The organism is Burkholderia sp. MSMB1459WGS (assembly GCF_001534535.1).
GTDB lineage: Bacteria > Pseudomonadota > Gammaproteobacteria > Burkholderiales > Burkholderiaceae > Burkholderia.
Genome location: NZ_LPMU01000044.1, coordinates 329979 through 349232, shown reverse-complemented (window position 1 = coordinate 349232; position 19254 = coordinate 329979). Strand labels below are relative to the sequence as shown.

The 19254-nt window shown below is 66.4% G+C and carries 17 protein-coding genes; 8 read left to right on the top strand and 9 right to left on the bottom strand.

Translation table 11 applies throughout. The features are described from left to right. Window positions 1-86: 86 nt before the first annotated feature. From WT97_RS34950 to WT97_RS18240, 3 genes are all read left to right on the top strand, one after another. A complete protein-coding gene (locus WT97_RS34950; RefSeq protein ID WP_060035804.1) occupies window positions 87-1034 on the top strand; it encodes a YihY/virulence factor BrkB family protein in 948 nt (315 codons plus the stop codon). Window positions 1035-1451: 417 nt separating this feature from the next. Then, a complete protein-coding gene (locus WT97_RS34945; RefSeq protein ID WP_060035723.1) occupies window positions 1452-2609 on the top strand; it encodes a porin in 1158 nt (385 codons plus the stop codon). 393 nt (window positions 2610-3002) lie between these two features. Further along, on the top strand, window positions 3003-3476 hold the full coding sequence (locus WT97_RS18240) for a VOC family protein (RefSeq protein ID WP_059792018.1): 474 nt from the start codon (window positions 3003-3005) through the stop codon (window positions 3474-3476). Window positions 3477-3595: 119 nt separating this feature from the next. On the opposite strand, the gene WT97_RS34940 is transcribed toward WT97_RS18240, so the two are convergent. The 3 genes from WT97_RS34940 to WT97_RS18230 all read right to left on the bottom strand — a co-directional run bounded on the left by WT97_RS34940 (window position 3596) and on the right by WT97_RS18230 (window position 4641). Continuing rightward, window positions 3596-3730 carry a hypothetical protein gene (locus WT97_RS34940; protein WP_257127267.1) on the bottom strand — a complete coding sequence of 45 codons (135 nt, stop codon included), beginning with the start codon at window positions 3728-3730 and terminating at the stop codon, window positions 3596-3598. Beyond that, window positions 3730-3921, bottom strand: a complete 192-nt coding sequence (locus WT97_RS34610) for a hypothetical protein (protein ID WP_179949380.1) — start codon at window positions 3919-3921, stop codon at window positions 3730-3732. The genes WT97_RS34940 and WT97_RS34610 overlap by 1 nt, the downstream gene beginning before the upstream one ends. A 270-nt stretch (window positions 3922-4191) precedes the next feature. Continuing rightward, window positions 4192-4641: an HU family DNA-binding protein gene (locus WT97_RS18230; protein WP_006492882.1), complete on the bottom strand. Its 450-nt coding sequence runs from the start codon at window positions 4639-4641 to the stop codon at window positions 4192-4194. Window positions 4642-4898: 257 nt separating this feature from the next. Here WT97_RS18230 and WT97_RS18225 point away from each other — a divergent pair, with 257 nt between their 5' ends. Further along, window positions 4899-6014 (top strand): acyltransferase, encoded by a 1116-nt coding sequence (locus tag WT97_RS18225; RefSeq protein WP_060035725.1) that lies wholly within the window; start codon window positions 4899-4901, stop codon window positions 6012-6014. Between the two features lie 374 nt (window positions 6015-6388). Here the strand turns inward: WT97_RS18225 and galU are convergent, their stop codons facing one another. Both galU and WT97_RS34605 read right to left on the bottom strand, forming a co-directional pair. Next, the gene (gene galU / locus WT97_RS18220; protein WP_059501135.1) at window positions 6389-7276 is read right to left on the bottom strand and encodes a UTP--glucose-1-phosphate uridylyltransferase GalU; all 888 of its coding nucleotides are present in this window, start codon (window positions 7274-7276) and stop codon (window positions 6389-6391) included. Window positions 7277-7506: 230 nt separating this feature from the next. Beyond that, window positions 7507-7650 carry a hypothetical protein gene (locus WT97_RS34605; RefSeq protein ID WP_006479318.1) on the bottom strand — a complete coding sequence of 48 codons (144 nt, stop codon included), beginning with the start codon at window positions 7648-7650 and terminating at the stop codon, window positions 7507-7509. Between the two features lie 217 nt (window positions 7651-7867). Here WT97_RS34605 and WT97_RS18215 point away from each other — a divergent pair, with 217 nt between their 5' ends. Beyond that, window positions 7868-9043 (top strand): acyltransferase, encoded by a 1176-nt coding sequence (locus WT97_RS18215; protein WP_060035726.1) that lies wholly within the window; start codon window positions 7868-7870, stop codon window positions 9041-9043. A 385-nt stretch (window positions 9044-9428) separates the two neighbouring features. On the opposite strand, the gene WT97_RS18210 is transcribed toward WT97_RS18215, so the two are convergent. The 4 genes from WT97_RS18210 to WT97_RS34155 all read right to left on the bottom strand — a co-directional run bounded on the left by WT97_RS18210 (window position 9429) and on the right by WT97_RS34155 (window position 16016). Then, window positions 9429-11897: a glycosyltransferase family 4 protein gene (locus WT97_RS18210; RefSeq protein WP_060035727.1), complete on the bottom strand. Its 2469-nt coding sequence runs from the start codon at window positions 11895-11897 to the stop codon at window positions 9429-9431. Then, window positions 11894-13360, bottom strand: coding sequence for a flippase (locus WT97_RS18205; protein WP_059501137.1), 1467 nt, complete (start codon window positions 13358-13360; stop codon window positions 11894-11896). Before WT97_RS18205 ends, WT97_RS18210 begins: the two co-directional genes overlap by 4 nt. A 49-nt stretch (window positions 13361-13409) precedes the next feature. Next, window positions 13410-15602 carry a hypothetical protein gene (locus WT97_RS18200; protein ID WP_060035728.1) on the bottom strand — a complete coding sequence of 731 codons (2193 nt, stop codon included), beginning with the start codon at window positions 15600-15602 and terminating at the stop codon, window positions 13410-13412. Between the two features lie 123 nt (window positions 15603-15725). Continuing rightward, on the bottom strand, window positions 15726-16016 hold the full coding sequence (locus WT97_RS34155; RefSeq protein ID WP_156440273.1) for a hypothetical protein: 291 nt from the start codon (window positions 16014-16016) through the stop codon (window positions 15726-15728). A 55-nt stretch (window positions 16017-16071) separates the two neighbouring features. Between WT97_RS34155 and WT97_RS18195 the strand changes: the two genes are divergently transcribed. Genes WT97_RS18195 through WT97_RS18185 form a run of 3 tightly spaced genes read left to right on the top strand, consistent with a single transcriptional unit; the run spans window position 16072 to window position 19170 of the window. Then, window positions 16072-17136 carry an acyltransferase gene (locus tag WT97_RS18195; protein WP_059501139.1) on the top strand — a complete coding sequence of 355 codons (1065 nt, stop codon included), beginning with the start codon at window positions 16072-16074 and terminating at the stop codon, window positions 17134-17136. A 35-nt stretch (window positions 17137-17171) separates the two neighbouring features. Beyond that, window positions 17172-18218, top strand: a complete 1047-nt coding sequence (gmd, locus tag WT97_RS18190; protein WP_059792007.1) for a GDP-mannose 4,6-dehydratase — start codon at window positions 17172-17174, stop codon at window positions 18216-18218. Beyond that, window positions 18205-19170: an NAD-dependent epimerase/dehydratase family protein gene (locus tag WT97_RS18185; protein ID WP_060035729.1), complete on the top strand. Its 966-nt coding sequence runs from the start codon at window positions 18205-18207 to the stop codon at window positions 19168-19170. Before gmd ends, WT97_RS18185 begins: the two co-directional genes overlap by 14 nt. Window positions 19171-19254 lie beyond the last annotated feature (84 nt).

Below are 19254 nucleotides of genomic sequence, written 5' to 3'. Positions count from 1 at the left end.
GGCAACTATGATCGAATCCTCGGATCAATACCGATTTGTCCGACCAACTCTGCGATGATCCGCGTTCCGCGCGCAACCGACCCGTCATGAAACGACAGATCACTTCCGAAGCCACCCGTCTCGCCCAGCAGCAGGCCAACTGGGCCCTCACCGCGTTCAAGCGCTTCTCGTCCGACCGCTGCTCCGCGATGGCCGCGGGCATCGCGTTTTTCTCCGCGTTCTCGCTCGCGCCGACCCTCGTGATGGTGATCGCGGTGGCCGGCTGGTTCTACGGCGACGACGCCGCGCGCGGCCAGGTGTTCGAACAGGCGCACCAGTTGATCGGCGACGACGCGGCGGCCAGTATCCAGACGATCGTGCAGAACGCGCACCGCGCGGGCGAGCGCGGCGGCCTCGCCACGCTGATCTCGTTCGCCGCGCTCGCGATCGGCGCGTCGGCCACGTTCGCGTCGCTCAGCGCGGCGCTCAGCGTGATCTGGCCGGCCACCGAAAGCCGCTGGTCGAGCATGCTCGGGCTGGTGCGGGTGCGGCTGATCTCGTTCGGGCTCGTGCTCGGCGTCGCGTTCCTGCTGATCGTGTCGCTCGTGCTCGACACCGCGATCACCTTCATCGGCACCTGGCTGCTGGGCAATTCGCCGTACGTGGTCGTCACGAACTTCGTGCAGTTCTTCGTCGGCATCGCGGTGCTCGCGGCCGCGTTCGCTTCGTTGATGAAATTCCTGCCCGATGCGCGCGTCGCGTGGCGCGACGCCGCGATCGGCGGCATCGTGTCGGCGATCCTGTTCTCCGGCGGCAAGAAGCTGTTCGCGCTGTATCTCGCGCATGCGGGCACCGCGAGTGCGTTCGGCGCGGCCGGTTCGTTCGCGGTCCTGCTGATGTGGCTGTACTTCTCCGCGATCGTGCTGCTGCTCGGCGCGGAATTCGCGGCAGCCCGCGGCGACGCGCATCGGCCGGCCGAGCCTGCGGCGCCGGCCGCGTCCGCTCAAGCCGCCCATCAAGCCGGTCAAGCCGAGCATCGCCCGCGCGACGACTGATTTGCCCGCCCTCTGAAAACGGCCGTGCGTCGGTCTCGCGCGCCCCGCACACGCGCTCGCGCCTTTGCCATCCCGGCATTCGCCGCGCATTCATGCAGCGTCGGCGCCATCTCGACACATCGACGCGCACGCACCTGCAACGGCAAACGTTTGCACACCCTCGTTTTCCTGCTGTAACGGGCCGAAACGGGGGGTCTGCCGACATGTGCGTCAACTACTGAAACAATCGCGGCGCAGCAATTGTCAACTGTTTCATAAACAGGAACAGTCGTTGATGTGCTTGATATATATGGACTTTTTCCCGCTGTTACCTTTTCGAGACACTTTATTTTTTAAGCTTTCTTGCGTGTATGGCACTGAGCTATTCTCCAATCCGCAACAAATAACGATGAATCACTTGCGTGGAGAAACTCAACGATGAAGAAACTTGCTCTCTCGACCCTCTCGCTCGCCCTGCTGGGCGCGGCCGGCGCTGCTCAAGCTCAGTCGAGCGTGACGCTGTACGGCGTGATCGACACGTCGATCACCTATGTTCACGGCAACGATGGTCAAGGTAACAATTCGTGGTCGATGGGTAGCGGCAACCTGCAAGGCAGCCGCTTCGGCCTGAAGGGTTCGGAAGACCTCGGTGGCGGCCTGAAGGCGATCTTCCAGTTGGAAAACGGCTTCAACTCGGCATCGGGTGCACTGGGCCAAGGCCAGCGCATGTTCGGTCGCCAGGCTTTCGTCGGTCTGCAAAGCGACCAGTACGGTACGCTGACGCTGGGTCGCCAGTACGACCCGCTCGTCGACCTGGTTCAGGCAGTCACGGCTGACAACTACTTCGGCAGCGTGTTCGCCACGCCGGGCGACGTCGACAACAACGACAACAGCCTGCGCGTCAGCAACGCGATCAAGTACACGTCGCCGGTGTTCGCCGGCCTCCAGTTCGAAGGCATGTACGCTCTCGGCGGCGTCGCAGGCTCGACGGGCAAGGGTCAGACGTGGGCGGCAGCTGCAGCCTACAACAACGGCCCGCTGGGCGTGGCTGCAGGTTACTTCCACGCGAACAACGCATCGGCGCTCACGGCTGGCAAGCGCACCGGCTGGGCAGGCACGTCGGACGAGATCTTCGACAGCCCGGGCAGCAGCTTCATCAACAACGCGTTCACGTCGTCGACGTCGATCGGCATCGCGCAAGTGGCCGCCCAGTACGCGTTCGGCCCGGTGACGGTCGGTGCCGGCTACAGCAACGCCCAGTACAAGGCTGACGGCGCCTCGACGTTCGGCACGAACCAGAAGTACAACACCGGTCGCGGGTTCGTCACGTATCAAGCATCGGCACCGCTGCTGCTGGGCCTCGGCTACATCTACACGAAGGGTAGCGGCGACAACAACGCCAAGTACCATCAGGTTTCGCTCGGCGCGGACTACTCGCTGTCGAAGCGTACGGACATCTACCTGGTTGGCGCGTACCAGCACGCAAGCGGCCACAACGCCGATGGCAGCGATGCGCAAGCGTCGATCGGCTCGTACGGCATCGCCGGCAAGAGCTCGCAGGAAATCGTCGCACTCGGCCTGCGTCACAAGTTCTAAAAACGAAGTATCCGGCGTGCATGGCGTCTCCGACGCCTTGTCGCCGACCTGGAAAGCCAGCCCCGGTTTCGGCCGCGGCTGGCTTTTTTTCGTCCGTCTCCTGCAGGCGCGGCCGACACCGCCCGCAGGACCTCCGCGCCAAAGGCGAGGCCCGACATAGGTCGGCGCGCCGGCAGCGGCGCCTGGCGGCTGCAATGCATCCGCAACACCGTTTCCGATGTCAGGAGAGGTCGCCGTTTCTCGGTTGAGCGACTACCATCCGCATAGCCGGCGTCGCCCGGCTCGACCGATGCGAAATTTGTGCGCGCCGCGCGTCGATTCCGGCGGGCGTCGTCCGTCGTATCGATGGCGGCACACGGTTTGCCCCGGCCCCATACAGACAGGAGACTCGTCATGACGATTCAGAAAATCACGCCTTTTCTCTGGTATTCGACGCAAGCCGAAGAAGCAGCGGCCTTCTATGCCGGCATCTTTCCGGACTCGCGCATCGTGCGCGTCACGGCCGTACCCGGCACCGACGGCACGCGGATGGTCGAATTCGAGCTGTTCGGGCAGCCATTCTTCGCGATGAGCCACCCGAGCACGGAGGCGTTCAACCACGCGATCTCGCTGCTCGTCAGTTGCGCGGACCAGGCGGAACTCGACCGCTACTGGAGCGCCCTGCTCGACAACGGCGGCACGGCCGACGGCTGCGGCTGGCTGAGGGATCGTTATGGCGTGTCGTGGCAGATCGTTCCGGAAGCGCTCATCCCGATGATGGCCGACCGCGACACGGTCAAGGCGGGGCGCGTGGCCGCCGCGATGATGCAGATGACCAAGTTCGACGACGCCGCGCTGAAGGCCGCCTTTGCGGGCACGGCGGGCTGACGACAGGGGCGGCCGGCGCTCGCGTGACGCCGCGTGCTGTCGCGCCTTCGTCAGCAGGATGGCGATCGTGATCGACCACCAGCGGCTCGACGATGCCGGGCTTCCAGATCGCGGCGCAGCTAGTCGCCTAACTGCAGTTCGCGTCGCGCCCGATGACGCCACGGCACCACGTCGCCGAGCGCGATGACGGTGATCTCCAGCGCACGCACACCGTCTCGACCGGGCAACGCCGACGCGCCGAGCAGGTCCGACATCAGCGCGCCGCTTCGTCCGGGCGCACCGCGACCGTCGCCAGCAAATCGATGTCGCCGCGCAATTTCAGGCCGCCGTCGAGCGTCGATCCGAACGGGTGGATCGCTTGCGGCATCGCACCGGGCTGCCGTTCGATCGCGGCGCGCGCGGCGGCGACCCGGCCGGCGATGTCGTAAAGGAAGAGGTCCGTCACGATGGCGAACCTGGCGACGCGCTCGCTACGGAACGCGACGAAACAGCGCCTCGCGCGCAAGAAGGTCGTCGCCCGGCGATGCGCATATGGATGCGAATGTGCGGCATACGATCGGCCCATCGTGCGTCGGGCCGCCCGTCATTGCCACGCCGGCCGTTCGCTGCCGCGCGATTTGCGCGGCGCAATAAAAATCCCCGCACGCTGTCGCGTACGGGGATCGCGGGACATCGCAACGGCTGCCGACTTGCATTCGGCAGTCGTTGCGCGGCATTACGCTGCCGCGTCCTTCAGCTTCTTCAGCGCACGTGCCTTCACGCGCACGCTGGCCGGCTTCGCCGGGAACCAACGCTCTTCGCCCGTGAACGGATCCTTGCCGAAGCGCTTCTTCTTCGCCGGCACGACTTGTGCCGTGATCTTCAGCAGACCCGGCAGCGTGAACTCGCCTGCGCCCTTCTTGTGAACCGAGCCCAGCACGACGTTCTCGAGTGCGGCGAGCACTGCCTTGACCGCCTTCACTTCGACAGCTGCGCGCTCAGCGATGTGCGTTGCGAGCGATGCCTTCGTGAACTTGTCCTTCAGCGGCGTCGGAGCAGCCGGTGCTGCCTTCGCGACAGCCTTCTTGGCCACTACTTTCTTCGCGGGCGCAGCCTTTTTGGCAGCCACTTTCTTGGTGGCCGGTGCGGCAGCCTTCTTGGCCACCTTTTTTGCGGAAGTCGCCATGTTTCTCCTACCAGGTGTGGTCGTTGGATACACGAAGCGTGCAACGCGCGCGCTTCAACGCCGGATTCTACAAGCGCCTTGACGCTTCGTGCAGTACTTTTATGCGTTTTCACGGGGTTTCCCGCAGGTTTTGTTGCGCGCGACCGACTTCGTCGACGCTCGAGCGTGAAAAAACGCCTTCACGTATACGTCCGAACGCGAATTACGTTCGATATTTGCGCACCTATACTGGGCTCGCTCAATGCCCGGATGCCTCCATGCGCGAAGTCAGATACGTCAAAGGACTCGACGGCCTGCGAGCCCTCGCCGTCATCCTCGTTTTCCTGTCCCACAAGGGCCATGTCCTTGCCGTCGACGTCGGCAAGCTTGGCGTGTGGACGTTTTTCCTCATCAGCGGATTCCTGATCGTCGGCGAGCTGCATCGCAACCGCCAGGCGGTCGAGCGCGGCACCATGACGCGTCGCCACGCGCTGGCGCTGTTCCTGGCGAAGCGCGCGCTACGGATCTTTCCCGTGTATTACCTGCTGCTCGCGGCGCTCGCGATCGCGCACGCGCTGTTCTACCAGCGCGGCGTCAACCTCGGGCTCGCGTGGCACGCGGCGTTCCTGTCGAATTACTGGATCGGCGTCGTCAAGGACGGTTGGCCGGGCTCCACGTCGCACTTCTGGAGCCTCGCCGTTGAACAGCAGTTCTATCTGATCGCCCCGCTCGCGCTGCTCGCGCTGCCCGCCGCGCGACACGTCGCGCTCGGCGTCGCGGCCGTCGCGCTGTGCGCGCTCGCGCATCTCGCGCTCTACCTGTCGGACGCGTCGCCGGTGCTGATCTACGCGTTTTCCCCGTGGAATTTCGCGTTGATCGCGCTCGGCGGCGTCGGCGCGATGGCGCTCGCCGATCGCGCCGACGCCACGCGCCGCGTGCCGCCCGCCTGGCTCGGCGCGGCCGGCGTCGCGTTCTTCCTCGTGCTGCCCGCCTGCACGGCGTTGCCCGATGCGGTCGCGGGGCTCGCGGATCTCGGCCTGTCCGTGTCGCTCGGCGCGCTGATGCTGTGGATCGTCAGCGAGCCCGAGCATCCCGTCGTCGCGCTGCTCGACTGGGCGCCGCTCGCCTATCTCGGCACGATCAGCTACGGCTTCTACCTGTTCCACAACCTGATTCCGGCGCGCTTCGGCGTGCTGCCCGCGTCGTTCGCGCACGTGCCGATACCGGACATCGTCCGCGACGCGCTGCCGGAAATGCTGCAATTCGCGCTCGCCGTGCTGCTCGCGCACCTGTCCTGGCGCTATCTCGAAAAGCGGCTGCTCGACTTCAAGAAACCCATCGCCGCGATGCTGGCCCGGCACTTCGCCGCGCAGCCGAGCGCGTCGCCGCGTTGAGCGGCACACGAACGCGGCACTCGGCGGACGCCGGATCGCAACGCCGCGATACCGGCAACGAAGCCCGACGGCCGATGGCATCGCAGCCGATGTTGCGTCGTCGGGCGCCACCCGCGCGAGCGTCGTGCATACCGCGCAACCTATCCGCCGATCCGGTCACGCGGCGAATACTTCGGCACCGGTTTCACGCGCGACGTCCCGCGTCATCGACACACTTCGCGCGTCGCGCGACGCCGCCCTCCGCACATTCCCGGCACCGCATGCAGACGTCGCGCACCAGGCTCGTGCGCCCGCAAAAACAAAAAAGCCCCGGCGCGCGAGCGGCCGGGGCCAACGGAACAACCACCACCTGAAACGACGGAGCGCGCGGCCGCTTAAGCGACGGCAGCCAGCGCGGGCAAACAGGTACGCAGGTACGCCTCGAATTCGCGGCTCACTTCCGGATGCTGGAGCGCGAGCTCGACGGTAGCCTTCAGATAGCCGATCTTGCTGCCGCAGTCGAAACGCGTGCCGTAGTAGCGATACGCGAGCACCTGCTCGTTCGCGAGCAGCGACTGGATGGCGTCGGTGAGCTGCAGTTCGCCGCCTGCACCCGGCTTGAGCTTGCGCAGGTGATCGAAGATCGTCGGCATGAACACGTAGCGGCCGACCACGCCGAGATTCGACGGTGCATCCTCGGGCGCCGGCTTCTCGATGATGCCCGACAGCTTGATGATGTCCTCTTCCCACTCCCGGCCTTCGACGACGCCGTACGAGCGGCTGTCCTCGCGCGGGATCGTCTCGACCCCGATCACCGAGCTGTGATAGTGGTCGAACACGTCGACGAGCTGCTTGAGCACCGGCTGTTCGCCATGCAGCAGGTCGTCGGCGAGGATCACCGCGAACGGCTCGCCGTGCACGAGCTTCTCCGCGCATTGCACCGCGTGGCCGAGACCGAGCGCTTCCGGCTGGCGCACGTAGAAGCAGTTGACGTGGCTCGGCTTGATGCCGCGCACGAGTTCGAGCAGCTTTTCCTTGCCGCGCGCCTCGAGTTCGGCCTCGATCTCGTACGACTTGTCGAAGTGATCCTCGATCGCGCGCTTGCTGCGCCCGGTCACGAAGATCATCTCGGTGATACCGGCGTTGATCGCTTCCTCGACCGCGTACTGGATCAGCGGCTTGTCGACGACGGGCAACATTTCCTTCGGGCTCGCCTTCGTTGCCGGGAGGAACCGCGTGCCGAGACCGGCAACGGGGAACACGGCCTTGGTGACTTTCAACATGTTCGCATCCTGATAGCGTTGACTGCGCCGCGTCGACCCGCGACCCGGCGCGATTGTGTTCCGAACGGCATATCGAGAATCGACGGTACTGCCAATTCCACTCCGCTCATTTTCGATATGGACTGATCGCCCAATTATTTCGGAAAAAATATAATCGTTTCAGTTCGGTCGATATTGCCGAACCGATTGCCGAAGCAGAAACAAATTACCGATTTCCCGGATACAAATTCTTACGATTCGAACTCCTCGATATAGGGCACGCCGCCCCGCTCAAGGCCAGGGCGGATCGGTTCGTTCTTCAGCGCCTCGCGGTACGCCGACAGCACGGCCATGACCAGCAGTACTGCAGCGCTCGCGATCCAATGCATGTCCATCTTGCCGCTCCTTGCATCAATCAACCGGAGCTTCAAACTATCAGAAAAAAATCGGCAAATAATTGGAGCTCCTCGACGGCCCTCCTTCATCCCTGAATAAACCCATGATGCGAAATACCGGAATTTCCGGGCGAGATTTTTTTATTCATTGACCGAATTCTTGCGCATTACGATTGGATGAAACTTCCCGTCCATCCGTCGCAAGGAATCGAATCGCATGCAAGCTTTCAGCGGATCGTCTCTGGCCGCGCCGCCCGTCGCCGATCACAAGGAACACGTGATCGACGCGATGCGCGGCTTCGCGGCGCTGCTCGTCGCCTATTTCCACTGCCGCCAGGTCGTCTGGGTCGGCATGCAGAGCTTCCATCATGCTTACGGTCATGCACTGAGCCCGGGCGCGATCGCCGGCTACCTGACCTTTCCGTTTGCGTGGGGCTCCGCCGGCGTCCCGATCTTCTTCGTGATCAGCGGCTACTGCATCCACCGCAATGCGGCACTCAAGCTCGCGGCCAACCCCGCGTACCGGCTCGACGCGCCGAACTTCTGGGTGCGCCGCTTCGCGCGCATCTATCCGGTGCTGCTCGCCGCGCTGCTGTTCACGCTCGCGCTCGACGCGGTCAGCCTGCAGATCGAGCCCGTCAGCCACAAGATCCGCGACGTCGGCCTCGTCGCGTTCCTCGTGAACCTGTTCTCGCTGCAGGGCGTCGCCGGCTACACGTACGGGTCGAACGGCGCGTTGTGGACGCTGTCGCTGGAAGTGCAGTTCTACGCGATCTACCCGCTGCTGTTCGCGCTGCGCCGGCGCATCGGCATGCCGGCCGTCGTGGCCGCGGTCGCGCTCGTCAACGTCGCGTCGGCCTGGCTGCTCGAACGGCACGACCTGCAGTTCTTCACGTCGTACTGGCTGTCCTGGACGATCGGTGCATGGATCGCGGACGTGCGCGCGCAGCAGTCTCGCGGCACGGCCGTCGTGCCGTCGCGCGCGTGGTACGTCGCGGCCGCCGTGCTGCTGGCCGCCGGCTGCGGCGCATTCCACTTCGGCCAGTACGGCGCGTTCCAGCTGTGGTCGGCCGGCTTCGCGTGCTTCCTGTATCGCGCGCTCGCCCGCCCGCCGCGCCCGACGCCGCCGCTGCGCGTGCTCAGCTGGTTCGGCGACTTCAGCTACTCGCTGTACCTGGTCCACCTGCCGCTGTTCGTCTGCCTCGGCTCGGTGCTGTTCCACTCCGAACTGCAACTGTCGATCTGGCCGTCGTTCGCGTTCATGGCCGTCGCGATTCCAGTGGCGTACCTGTTCTACCGGATGTTCGAACGGCCGGCGATGATGTGGTCGGCCAGCTTCAAGCCGACCCGCGCGGCCCGCGTCGTCGCGTCGTCGCCCGAACAGGCCGCCTGACCCGAGGCGGCCAGCTCGGTCGCCCCGTCCGGTCCGGAGCCCCCGCGCGGTATCTCGCCGCGCGGGGGCTCTTTCATGGCCGTCACGCGGTTGCGGGCCAGGTCGAGAGGAACCGGGCTGCCTGGTCCGTCCGACCGCGCTACGGCCCGCGTGGGCGGCTCCCTGGCGATATCCATGGCTGCGGCGGCAGCGCCTGATCGCCCCACGTTCCCGACGGCCCGGTTCCGTTCCAGAATGACGACCGGCCACGCCCGCGCCCGACTCGGCCCCGGGGGCGCAAACCCGCCTCTCCGCCGCAACCGCACGCGTCGCCCGCCGAAAAGCAAAGCCCCCGCGCAGCGCAACGCCGCATGGGGGCCCGTTTCCCGCCGGCTCGCACCGACCGCTACTTCTTCGCGTTCGCGGCCTTGGCCGCCTTGGCGGTATCCGCGAGGATCTTCTCGACCCGCTCCACGTAGGTTTCGGTGCCGAACCGGCGCACCGCGGTCGCACGCCCGCTCGCGACGAGCCGCTCGCGCAGCGCGCCGTCGCGCTTGAGCGCCGCCAGCGCATCGGCCAGCGCGGCCGCGTTGCCCGGCTCGCAGAGCAGCCCGTTGTCGCCGTCCTCGATGATCTCGACGACGCCGCCCGCGCGGGCCGCGACGACCGGCCGCCGCGCGAGCATCCCCTCGACGATCACGCGCCCGAACGGCTCCGGCGTGATCGACGTGTGCGCGACGACGTCGACCGCCGTCATGCATGCGGCCACGTCGCGCTGGAACCCGAGGAAATGCACGCGTTCGTCCATCCCGTGCTGCGCGACGTATTCGTGCAGTTGCGCCGCATACTCGTCCTCGCCGAACAGCGGCGCGCCGACCAGCACCACATGCATGTCGGGATGCCGCTCGGCGGCCTCCAGCAGCACGTGCTGCCCCTTCCAGCGCGCGAGACGGCTGAACGAGCCGACCAGCCAAGCGTCCGCGGGCAACCCGAGGCGCGCGCGCAGCGCGGCCTGGCTCACGCCTTTCAGCGCATCGAACGGTTCGGCCGAAATGCCGTTGAACACGACGTCGACGTGCTGCGGCGTGAAGCCCGTCAGCGCGCGGAACGCCTGCGCGGAGGCGTCGGAGTTCGCGATCACGCGCGTGACGCCGAGCCGCGCGCAGTACTTGATCGCCTGTAGCTGCTTGCCGCCGAAATGGTCGGTGCTGACGATGTCGCGCAGGTGCCAGACCACCGGCTTGCGCGCGAGCCGCCCGGCGAGCGCGGCGACCACCATCGCGCGTTGCGTGTTCGCGTAGATCACCTCGGCGCGGCGCGCGCGCCGGGCGACGTCGCGGACCAGCCGCACGAGCTGCTTCAGCGCGCCGAACGACACGCCGCCCTGCTTGCGTACGCCCGCGAGCGCGCCCTGCTCGACCACGTCGACGCGCGCGCCGATCTCGTCGAGCGCCGCGCGGAACGGGCCGTCGTCGAACAGCAGCACGTCGGCGTTCGCGCGCATGTGCTTCATGATCTCGAGCAGCGACAGCTCGGCGCCGCCGAGCACGCCGCTCTGATCGAGCACGAGCGTCGCCGGGCCGCGTGCGGCCGGCATCGGTGCGGCCGTGCCGCGCTGCGCGGTCGAGCCGGGCAGCGCTTGCTCCACGTAGTCGAGGAAGCGCCGCCGGAACGTATCGGCGGAAAACCGCTCCGCGTTCGCGCGGCAGGCGGCCGGCGTGAAGCGCTGCGGTGCGCGCTCGAAGTCGTCGACGGCCGCGACGATCGCGTGCGCCGTCTGTTCGTCGAAGAAGAGACCGGTCGGATTCAGGTTCGATTGCGGGTCGAGCACCGTTTCGAGCGCACCGCCCTTGCCGTATGCGATGACCGGCGTGCCGCACGCCTGCGCCTCGACGACCGAGATTCCGAAATCCTCCTCGGCCGCGAACACGAACGCCTTCGCGCGCCGCATCCGGTCATGCAGCACCGCGAACGGCTGGTAGCCCATGATCTCGACGTTCGGGCCAGCCTTCGCACGAATCTTCTGCATCTCGGGGCCGTCGCCGATGACGACGAGCTTGCGCTCGGGCGTGCGCGAAAACGCCTCGACGATCAGGTCGATCTTCTTGTACGGCACCATCCGCGACGCGGTCAGGTAGAAATCCTCCTTCACCGCGTTCAGCGAGAACGCGTCGACGTCGACCGGCGGGAAGATCACCGCCGCGTCGCGGTGATAGACCTTCTTGATGCGCCGGGCGATGAACGCGGAGTTCGCGACGAAGCCGTCCACCGCGTTCGCGGTACGCGTATCCCAGTTGCGGATGTAGTGCAGGATCATCCGCGCGAGCAGCGATTTCGGCCCGTGCGTGAGGTTCGACTGCTCCAGATACTGATGCTGCAGGTCCCACGCATAGCGGATCGGCGAATGCACGTAGCTGATGTGCACCTGGTCCGGCCCGGTCAGCACGCCCTTCGCGACCGCGTGGCTGCTCGAGATCACGAGGTCGTACTCGGACACGTCGAGCTGCTCGATCGCGAGCGGCATCAGCGGCAGGTAGCTGCGGTACTTGGTGCGTGCGAACGGCAGTTTCTGGATGAACGACGTCGTCACCCGCTTGCCGCGCACGAACGCGCGGTCGTCGAGGAAATCGACGAGGCTGAACAGGTCCGCGTCGGGAAAGCACGCGACGATCTGTTCGAGCACGCGCTCGGCGCCCGCATAGGTCACGAGCCAGTCGTGGACGATCGCCACGCGCAGCGCGCGCGCCGGCTGCCGCGCGCCGGCGCGCTCGGCCGGCACCGCGCGGTGCAGCGCGGCGGCATCGCCCGCGTGGGCCACGGCGGCATCGGCCGTGGCGAGATTCAGGACGGCGTGTTCCGCCAGATCGCGATTCATATGGTTTTCCTCGCATTGAGACGGACAAACAGGTCGCGCACGAGCGCGCGCAGCCCCGGGGTCATCGTGAGCGACCACGCGACGTTCAGCACCAGCACGACCGCGCACATGCCGATCGACTCGCCGAGCCCCGACCACGCCTGCGCCAGAAACAGGCTGGCGAGCAGGAAGGCGAGATGGGCCAGCATGTCGAGCACGATCGCGCGCATCCGGATCGCCGACAGGTACAGCAGCACGCCGTAATCGACGAGCGCGCGCGCCGCGACGACCACCGCCGCACCGATCAGCCCGAAGTGATGAATGCCGAGCCACAGGCCGCCGACGAAGAACGGCATCTCGACGAGCCCGGCGAATGCCGCGCGGGCCGGATTGACCTGCGACTGGATCAGGATGCGCGTGACGCTCGCCTGACCGACGAGCCAGACGCTGATCACCAGCACGCGGCCCACCGGCGCCGAATGCGCGGCGAGATCGGCGCCCACCCACAGCGTGAGGAACGGCGCGAGCGCGAAGATCGCGACGATGCCGACCGGCGTGAACACGCCGTTCAGGAATTCGAGCGACTGGCGCGCGAGCGTGTCGGCATGATCGCGGCCGACTGCCGACAGGCGCGGGAACAGCGTGCGCACCAGCGCGTTCGGCAGCATGTTCAGGCGCGTGACGAGGTTCTGCGGCACCGTGTAGTAGGTGACGAACTTCGCGCCCATGCCGGCGCCGAGCATCACGCGATCGAGCGTGTCGGCGATCATGCTCGTCATGCTCGCGATCAGCATCCAGCCGCCGAAGTTGAACAGCCCTTTCGCGGTGCCCCACTGCGGCGGGTCGATGCGCCGGATCCCGAGCACCTTGATGCTCGCGTGACCGAGCATCGCCGCGGCGATCAGCCGCGCGACAACGGCCGCGGCGAGCACCGTCTGCAGGTTCGGCGCGATCCACCACGCGGCGCCGAGCGGCAGCAGCTGGAACAGGAACGTGCCGATCGTCTGGTTCGTGTTGAACACGCCGAACCGTTCGGCGCCGTTGATCGCGCCGGCGAACACCCACGACACGTTCGCGAGCGGAATCGCGAGCGCGAGCCACGGCAGCGCCAGATACACCTCGTGCTGCATCGCGGCCGACACCTTCGTGAAATACGCGGTGTAGACGAACGCGCCGAAGTAGATCAGCAGCCCGCCCGCGATGCCGGTGCCGAGATTCAGCCAGAACGCGCTCCAGAACACCCGCGCGCTTTCGTCGGCGTTGCCGCTCGCGAGCGCCTTCGAGATGTGGTTCTGTGCGGCCATGCTCATCCCGAGATCGAGGATCCCGAAATAGCCGATCAGCGTCCACACGAGGCTGACGACGCCGTAGCGTTCGACGCCGAGCGCATGGATATAGGCGGGCACCGTCACCAGCGACACGAAGGTCGGCAGGATCAGCCCGATGAAATTGATCGAAACGTTCTTGAGTATGCCTTTGTCCATGCTTGTGCCTTGTGTGACGGCGACGACGTCGTGGGCGGCGCGCCGCCCGTCACGGTTTCCAGCGATACATCAGCACCTTGCCGCGCGCGTCTTCCTCGACGAACACCAGGTACTCGCCGTTCTCGCGCCGGAATGCGCTGATGCCGAACGGCACGTCGACCCAGCCGGACGCCTTGCCGACCTCCGCGCCCGGGCTCATCACGCCCACTTCCTTGCCGGTGTCCTTGTCGTACACGTGGATCTTGCCGACCGGCTCCACGGTGAAGATGTAGCGGCCCTCGACCGTGATCCCGATCAGGTCGAAGATCGGCTTCGCATCGAGCTTCCACGGCAGCGCCACCTGGTAGCGCACGACCGGCGAGCCTGTCGACCACTTGTCGAAGCGGATCAGCACGCGCCCCACTTCCTTGTTGATGCCCGGCTGCGGCGGCGCGTCGGCCGTGTAGCCGGTCGCGTACAGCGTGTCGGTCTGCGGCTCGTAGATCGCACGGCGCAGCTGCGTGAACGGCTGCGGCATCGGGTAGGTCGTGACCTTGTCGTACGAATAGATCGGGTTGCCGGCCTTGTCGACACCGCCGTACTGGAAGCGGTGGATGCCGCGCACGTCGCTCGTGCGCCAGATGTCGCCCTTCGTGTCGACCCACCAGCCCCAGCCGCCCGCCTTCGCCTTGCCGGTCGTGTTGATCTCGAACTCGTCGGCGTCGATCCGGCCGTTGCCGTTCGCGTCGCGCCACAGCCAGTCGCCGCCCGGCGGTTTGTTCGGCACCTTGTCGACCGGCCTCGCGCGGCCCGCGATCAGGCCGGACGGGATCGCCACCTCGCCGTCGCGCTTCGCGTCGAAGCGGTAGATCTTCAGGTGATCGGCGTACATGTCGGTCAGGTACAGGAACGTACGGCCGTCGACGCGCCGCGCGATCGGCATGCCCGGATACTGGTCCGTGTGGAACACCGGATCGTCCGGATACTTGAAGCGGTTCGACAGGAAGCCGACGTATTTCCAGTCCTGGCCCGGCGGCTTCGACAGGTCGAGCTCGAAGCGCTTGTTGCCCGTGTACACGCTGTTCGGCCGCGCGGGGTCGAGCCATGCGCCATCGACGAACAGCAGCCCCTGCACCTGCCAGCGCAGCTTGCCGTCCGGCGTGTAGCTTTCCAGCACCGCGCCGAGCCCCGCGCCGATCGTGTCGTGGCGCGGCCCGATCCCGTTCATCGACACATAGATGTTGCCGGCACGGTCGACGCCGACGCCCGTCAGCCCGTTGAAGCGCTGCGGCCCGGGCCGGCCCGGCACCGGGCCCGCGAAGATGCCGCCGCGCTCGCCGAGCGTGCCCGACTGCGCATAGCCCTTGCCGCCTTTCGAGAAGATCAGGATCTGCTGGCGCGGCCCGTTGTCCGCGACCAGCACGCGCCCTTTCGCATCGACCGCGACGTCCACCGCGTCGGTGCCTTCCGGCAACGCCGGCGCATCGTCGAGCTTGCTGCCGTCGGCCCGCACGTGCACCAGATGCGCGGGCCCGCCCAGCGTATCGGTCAGCAGCCACAGCGTGCCGTCGCCCGCGAGCGCGATGCGGCCCGGCTCGTGCGCGCTCCACGTGCCCTTCCGCTGCATCGTCTCCGCGTCATACACCTCCACCGCGTCGCGCGACGGATTGGTCGCGAACAATGTCTTGTCGTCGGCCGCGAGGCCGCCCACTTCCGCCTTCGCGTCGCCCACTTCCGAGCGCGCGGGCGCCGGCACCTCGTTCATCACCATGAAGCTCGCAGCCATCCGCGCGCGGCCGGCGTCGGCACGCCCGCCCGGCGCGACTTGCGGCGACGCGCGAAACGGTGCCGGCTGCTTCATGTCGCCGATCGTGCGCCGCGAGATGCCGAACCATTGCTTGCCCTTGTCCGGCCAGATGCCGGGCGACTGCAGATGGCCGCGCTCGTTGCCGACGCCGATCGCGACGTACGCATATTTGCTGTTGACGGCGATCGCGTTGCCGCCGAGATTGCCCCAGCCGTGCGTGCCGCCGGCGAAGCCGAGCATCTTCCCGTCCTGATAGACGCTCGCCTCGGCACCGCTCTCGTCCCACGGCGCATTCGTATACACCTTGCCCTCGGGCGTCACCGCGATCGCGCGGATGTCGATCTGCGTCCATGCGCCGTCGCCATAGCCGAACGTGTTGCCGATCCACGACGTCGTCGCGGGCAACACCGTTTCGGCCGGCACGGCGCTCGTCAGCAGTGCCGCGCATACCGTCATGCCAACCAGAATCAGACGTCGCAATGCGCTTCTCCAGACTCGATACAACAGCGACCGGCGCCGCCACGGATCGCCCGCGGCCGCGCCCTGTCGCTAAATGGGTTTCAAACGTCGCGATGCAGGTTACAAGCAAAAATAATCACAAGAAATTTGGAAATATTTGGGGATGTTTCTGCCTGAAATATCGAACCGGAACAGCGTGTAAATGGCGTCCGAAAACGGCAATAACGACCGCCCTTCGGCCGCCGCCGTGTAGAAAATTCCGCTCTGCACCGCCTGTCGCGCCCGCCCGGCCGCCAACCTTTCATCTCGCGATCGTAATAACCGGCATTTGGATGTTGATCGGCAGATAAATGTCGCGCGTTTTTTTACCGATTTCTTTTCCCTAGAATCGATTTCGATTTCATATTCCATTTAAAGGCATGCAATACGTACACGCATCGGATGCGGGTCGTGAAGGAGCCGCGCGATGACGGCCCTGTCGCGCACCGCCGACCTCGCCCCGCCGCAACACGGCCGCATCGTCCAGCTCGACGGGCTGCGCGCGATCGCGGTCGGCGCCGTGTTCCTGCAGCACGCGCTGAAGGCGCCGCTGTGGATGGGCGTCGATCTGTTCTTCGTGCTGAGCGGCCTGCTGATCACCGGCATCCTGCTCGATCGCAAGGCGCGCGGGCAGTCGTACTTCAGCCACTTCTATGCACGCCGCGTGCGCCGCATCCTGCCGCCGTACGTGCTGCTGCTGGCGGTGTCGACGCTGCTGTTCGGCGCGAGCTGGCTGCCGCACTGGCCGTGGTTCGCGTTCTTCTCGACCAATATCGGGCTGTCGCTCGGCAGCATCGGCCATGACAGCCTGAACGTGCTGTGGTCGCTCGCGGTCGAGGAGCAGTTCTACATCTTCTGGCCGTTCGTCGTGCTCTGGTGCTCGGAGCGCGCGCTGCTGTGGGTCGCCGCCGCGCTGATCGTCGCGGCGCCGGTGCTGCGCGCGATCGCGACGCCGTGGTTCGATTCGTTCTGGCCGATCTACTACCTGACGCCGTTCCGGATGGACCTGCTCGCGGCCGGCGCATTGCTCGCGATCGTGCTGCGCCGCGACCGGCGCGCGCTGGAGCCGTTCTATCCGCTCGCGATCGTCGGCGCGCTCGTGTCGCTGGCGATTCTCGGCTGGCTGCACCTGTCGTTCCCGCGCTTTCGCGCCGCGAACACGCCGATGTCGAATGCGGCGCTCTACAGCATCTCGCTGCTGCTGTGCACGTCGATCGTCGTGATCGCGCTGCGCGGCCGCGGCCTCGTGCAGCGCGTGCTGACGAACCCGTTGCTCGTCTACGTCGGCACCGTCAGCTACACCGTCTACCTGATCCACCTGAGCGTGCTGTATGCGCTGTGGCCGCTGCACCTGAACCGCTTCGTCACGGCCGCGCTCGCGCTCGCGATCACGCTCGCTTACGCAACCCTGAGCTGGTACGGCTTCGAACGGCGCCTGACGCGCGGGCCTGCGCGCCGTGCGTTGCCGGCTGCCGCCGGCACGACCGCCTGAATTTCATCATCCATCGCTTCTACCAGGACAACGCCATGAGCCAAACTCGTAAAAAGGCCATCATCACCGGAATTTCGGGGCAAGACGGTGCGTACCTGACCAAACTGCTGCTCGACAAGGGCTACGAAGTCACCGGCACCTATCGCCGCACCAGCTCGGTGAATTTCTGGCGCATCGCCGAGCTTGGCGTCGACACGCATCCGAATCTGACGCTCGTCGAACACGACCTGACCGACGCCGGTTCGAGCCTGCGCCTGCTCGAACGCACGCAGCCGGACGAGCTCTACAACCTCGCCGCGCAAAGCTTCGTCGGCGTGTCGTTCGACCAGCCGGCGACGACCGCCGAAGTGACCGGCATCGGCCCGCTGAACCTGCTCGAGGCGATTCGCGTCGTGAGCCCGAAGACGCGCTTCTACCAGGCGTCGACGTCCGAGATGTTCGGCAAGGTGCAGGCCATTCCGCAAACGGAAACCACGGCGTTCTATCCGCGCAGCCCGTACGGCGTCGCGAAACTGTACGCGCACTGGATGACCGTGAACTACCGCGAATCGTACGGCCTGTTCGGCAGCAGCGGGATCCTGTTCAACCACGAATCGCCGCTGCGCGGCCGGGAATTCGTCACGCGCAAGATCACCGACACGATCGCGAAGATCAAGCTGGGCAAGGCGAGCCGCCTCGAACTGGGCAATCTCGACGCGAAACGCGACTGGGGCTTCGCGCTCGAATACGTCGAAGGCATGTGGCGAATGCTGCAGGCCGACGAGCCCGACACCTACGTGCTGGCGACCAACCGGACCGAAACCGTGCGCGACTTCGTGCGAATGGCGTTCGCGGCGGCCGGCTACCAGATCGAATGGACCGGCAAGGGCGAGCAGGAGCGCGGCCTCGACGCATCGACCGGCAACGTGCTCGTCGAAGTGAACCCGAAGTTCTACCGCCCGGCCGAAGTCGATCTGCTGATCGGCTGCGCGGACAAGGCGAAAAGCAAACTCGGCTGGGCACCCAGGACGACGCTCGAACAACTTTGCCAGATGATGGTCGAAGCGGATTTGACGCGGAACCAACACCATGACACGTTCTGAAACCGGGCGTCCGTCGCGCCGTGCGTTCGTCACGGGCCTGACGGGCTTCACCGGTCGCTACATGGCCGAACGCCTGCAGGCGGCCGGCTATGACGTCTGGGGCACGGTCGCGCCCGGCGCGCGCCGCCCCGCCGATCCGGCGTTCGCACACTGCACGCTGGTGCCCGTCGACCTGCTCGACGCCGATGCAATGCGCGCGGCTGCGGCCGACGCGCGACCCGACGCGGTCGTGCATCTCGCCGCGCGCGCGCATGTCGCCCAGGACGAGCCGTCGCAGACCTACGCGGTCAACATCGTCGGCACGCGCAATCTGCTGGCGGCGCTCGCCGGCCTCGACCGCCGCCCGTCGGCCGTGCTGCTGGCAAGCAGCGCGAACATCTACGGCAACTCGACGGCCGGCGTGCTCGACGAAACCGTCGCGCCCGCCCCGGCGAACGACTACGCGGTCAGCAAGCTCGCGATGGAATATGCGGCGAAGCTATGGGCCGACCGGCTGCCGATCGTGATCGCGCGGCCGTTCAACTACACGGGCGTCGGCCAGAGCGATGCGTATCTGCTGCCGAAGCTCGTCGCGCACTATGCGTCCAACGCACCGCGGATCTCGCTCGGCAACCTCGACGTGAGCCGCGATTTCTCCGACGTGCGCGACGTGACGGCCGCCTATCTGAAGCTGGTCGAAGCCGCGCCGGCCGGCGAGACGTTCAACGTCTGCTCGGAGCGCGCGTATTCGCTGAAGGAAGTGCTGGCGATGCTGTCGCGCATCGCCGGCTACGTGATCGACGTGACGATCGATCCGCGCTTCGTGCGGCACAATGAAGTGAAAAGCCTGAGCGGGTCGCGCGACAAGCTGCGGCGCGCGGTAGGCGAACTACCTGTCACGCCGCTCGACGAAACGCTGCGATGGATGGTGGACGCGATGCGTGCCGCACCGCACGGGCACGCCGCTGGCTGAACGAGAAAACACGCGCGCGACGGCATGCGCCGAAACGACAACGGGCCGCTCTTTCCCGAGCGGCCCGTTTCATCGATGCCGAAC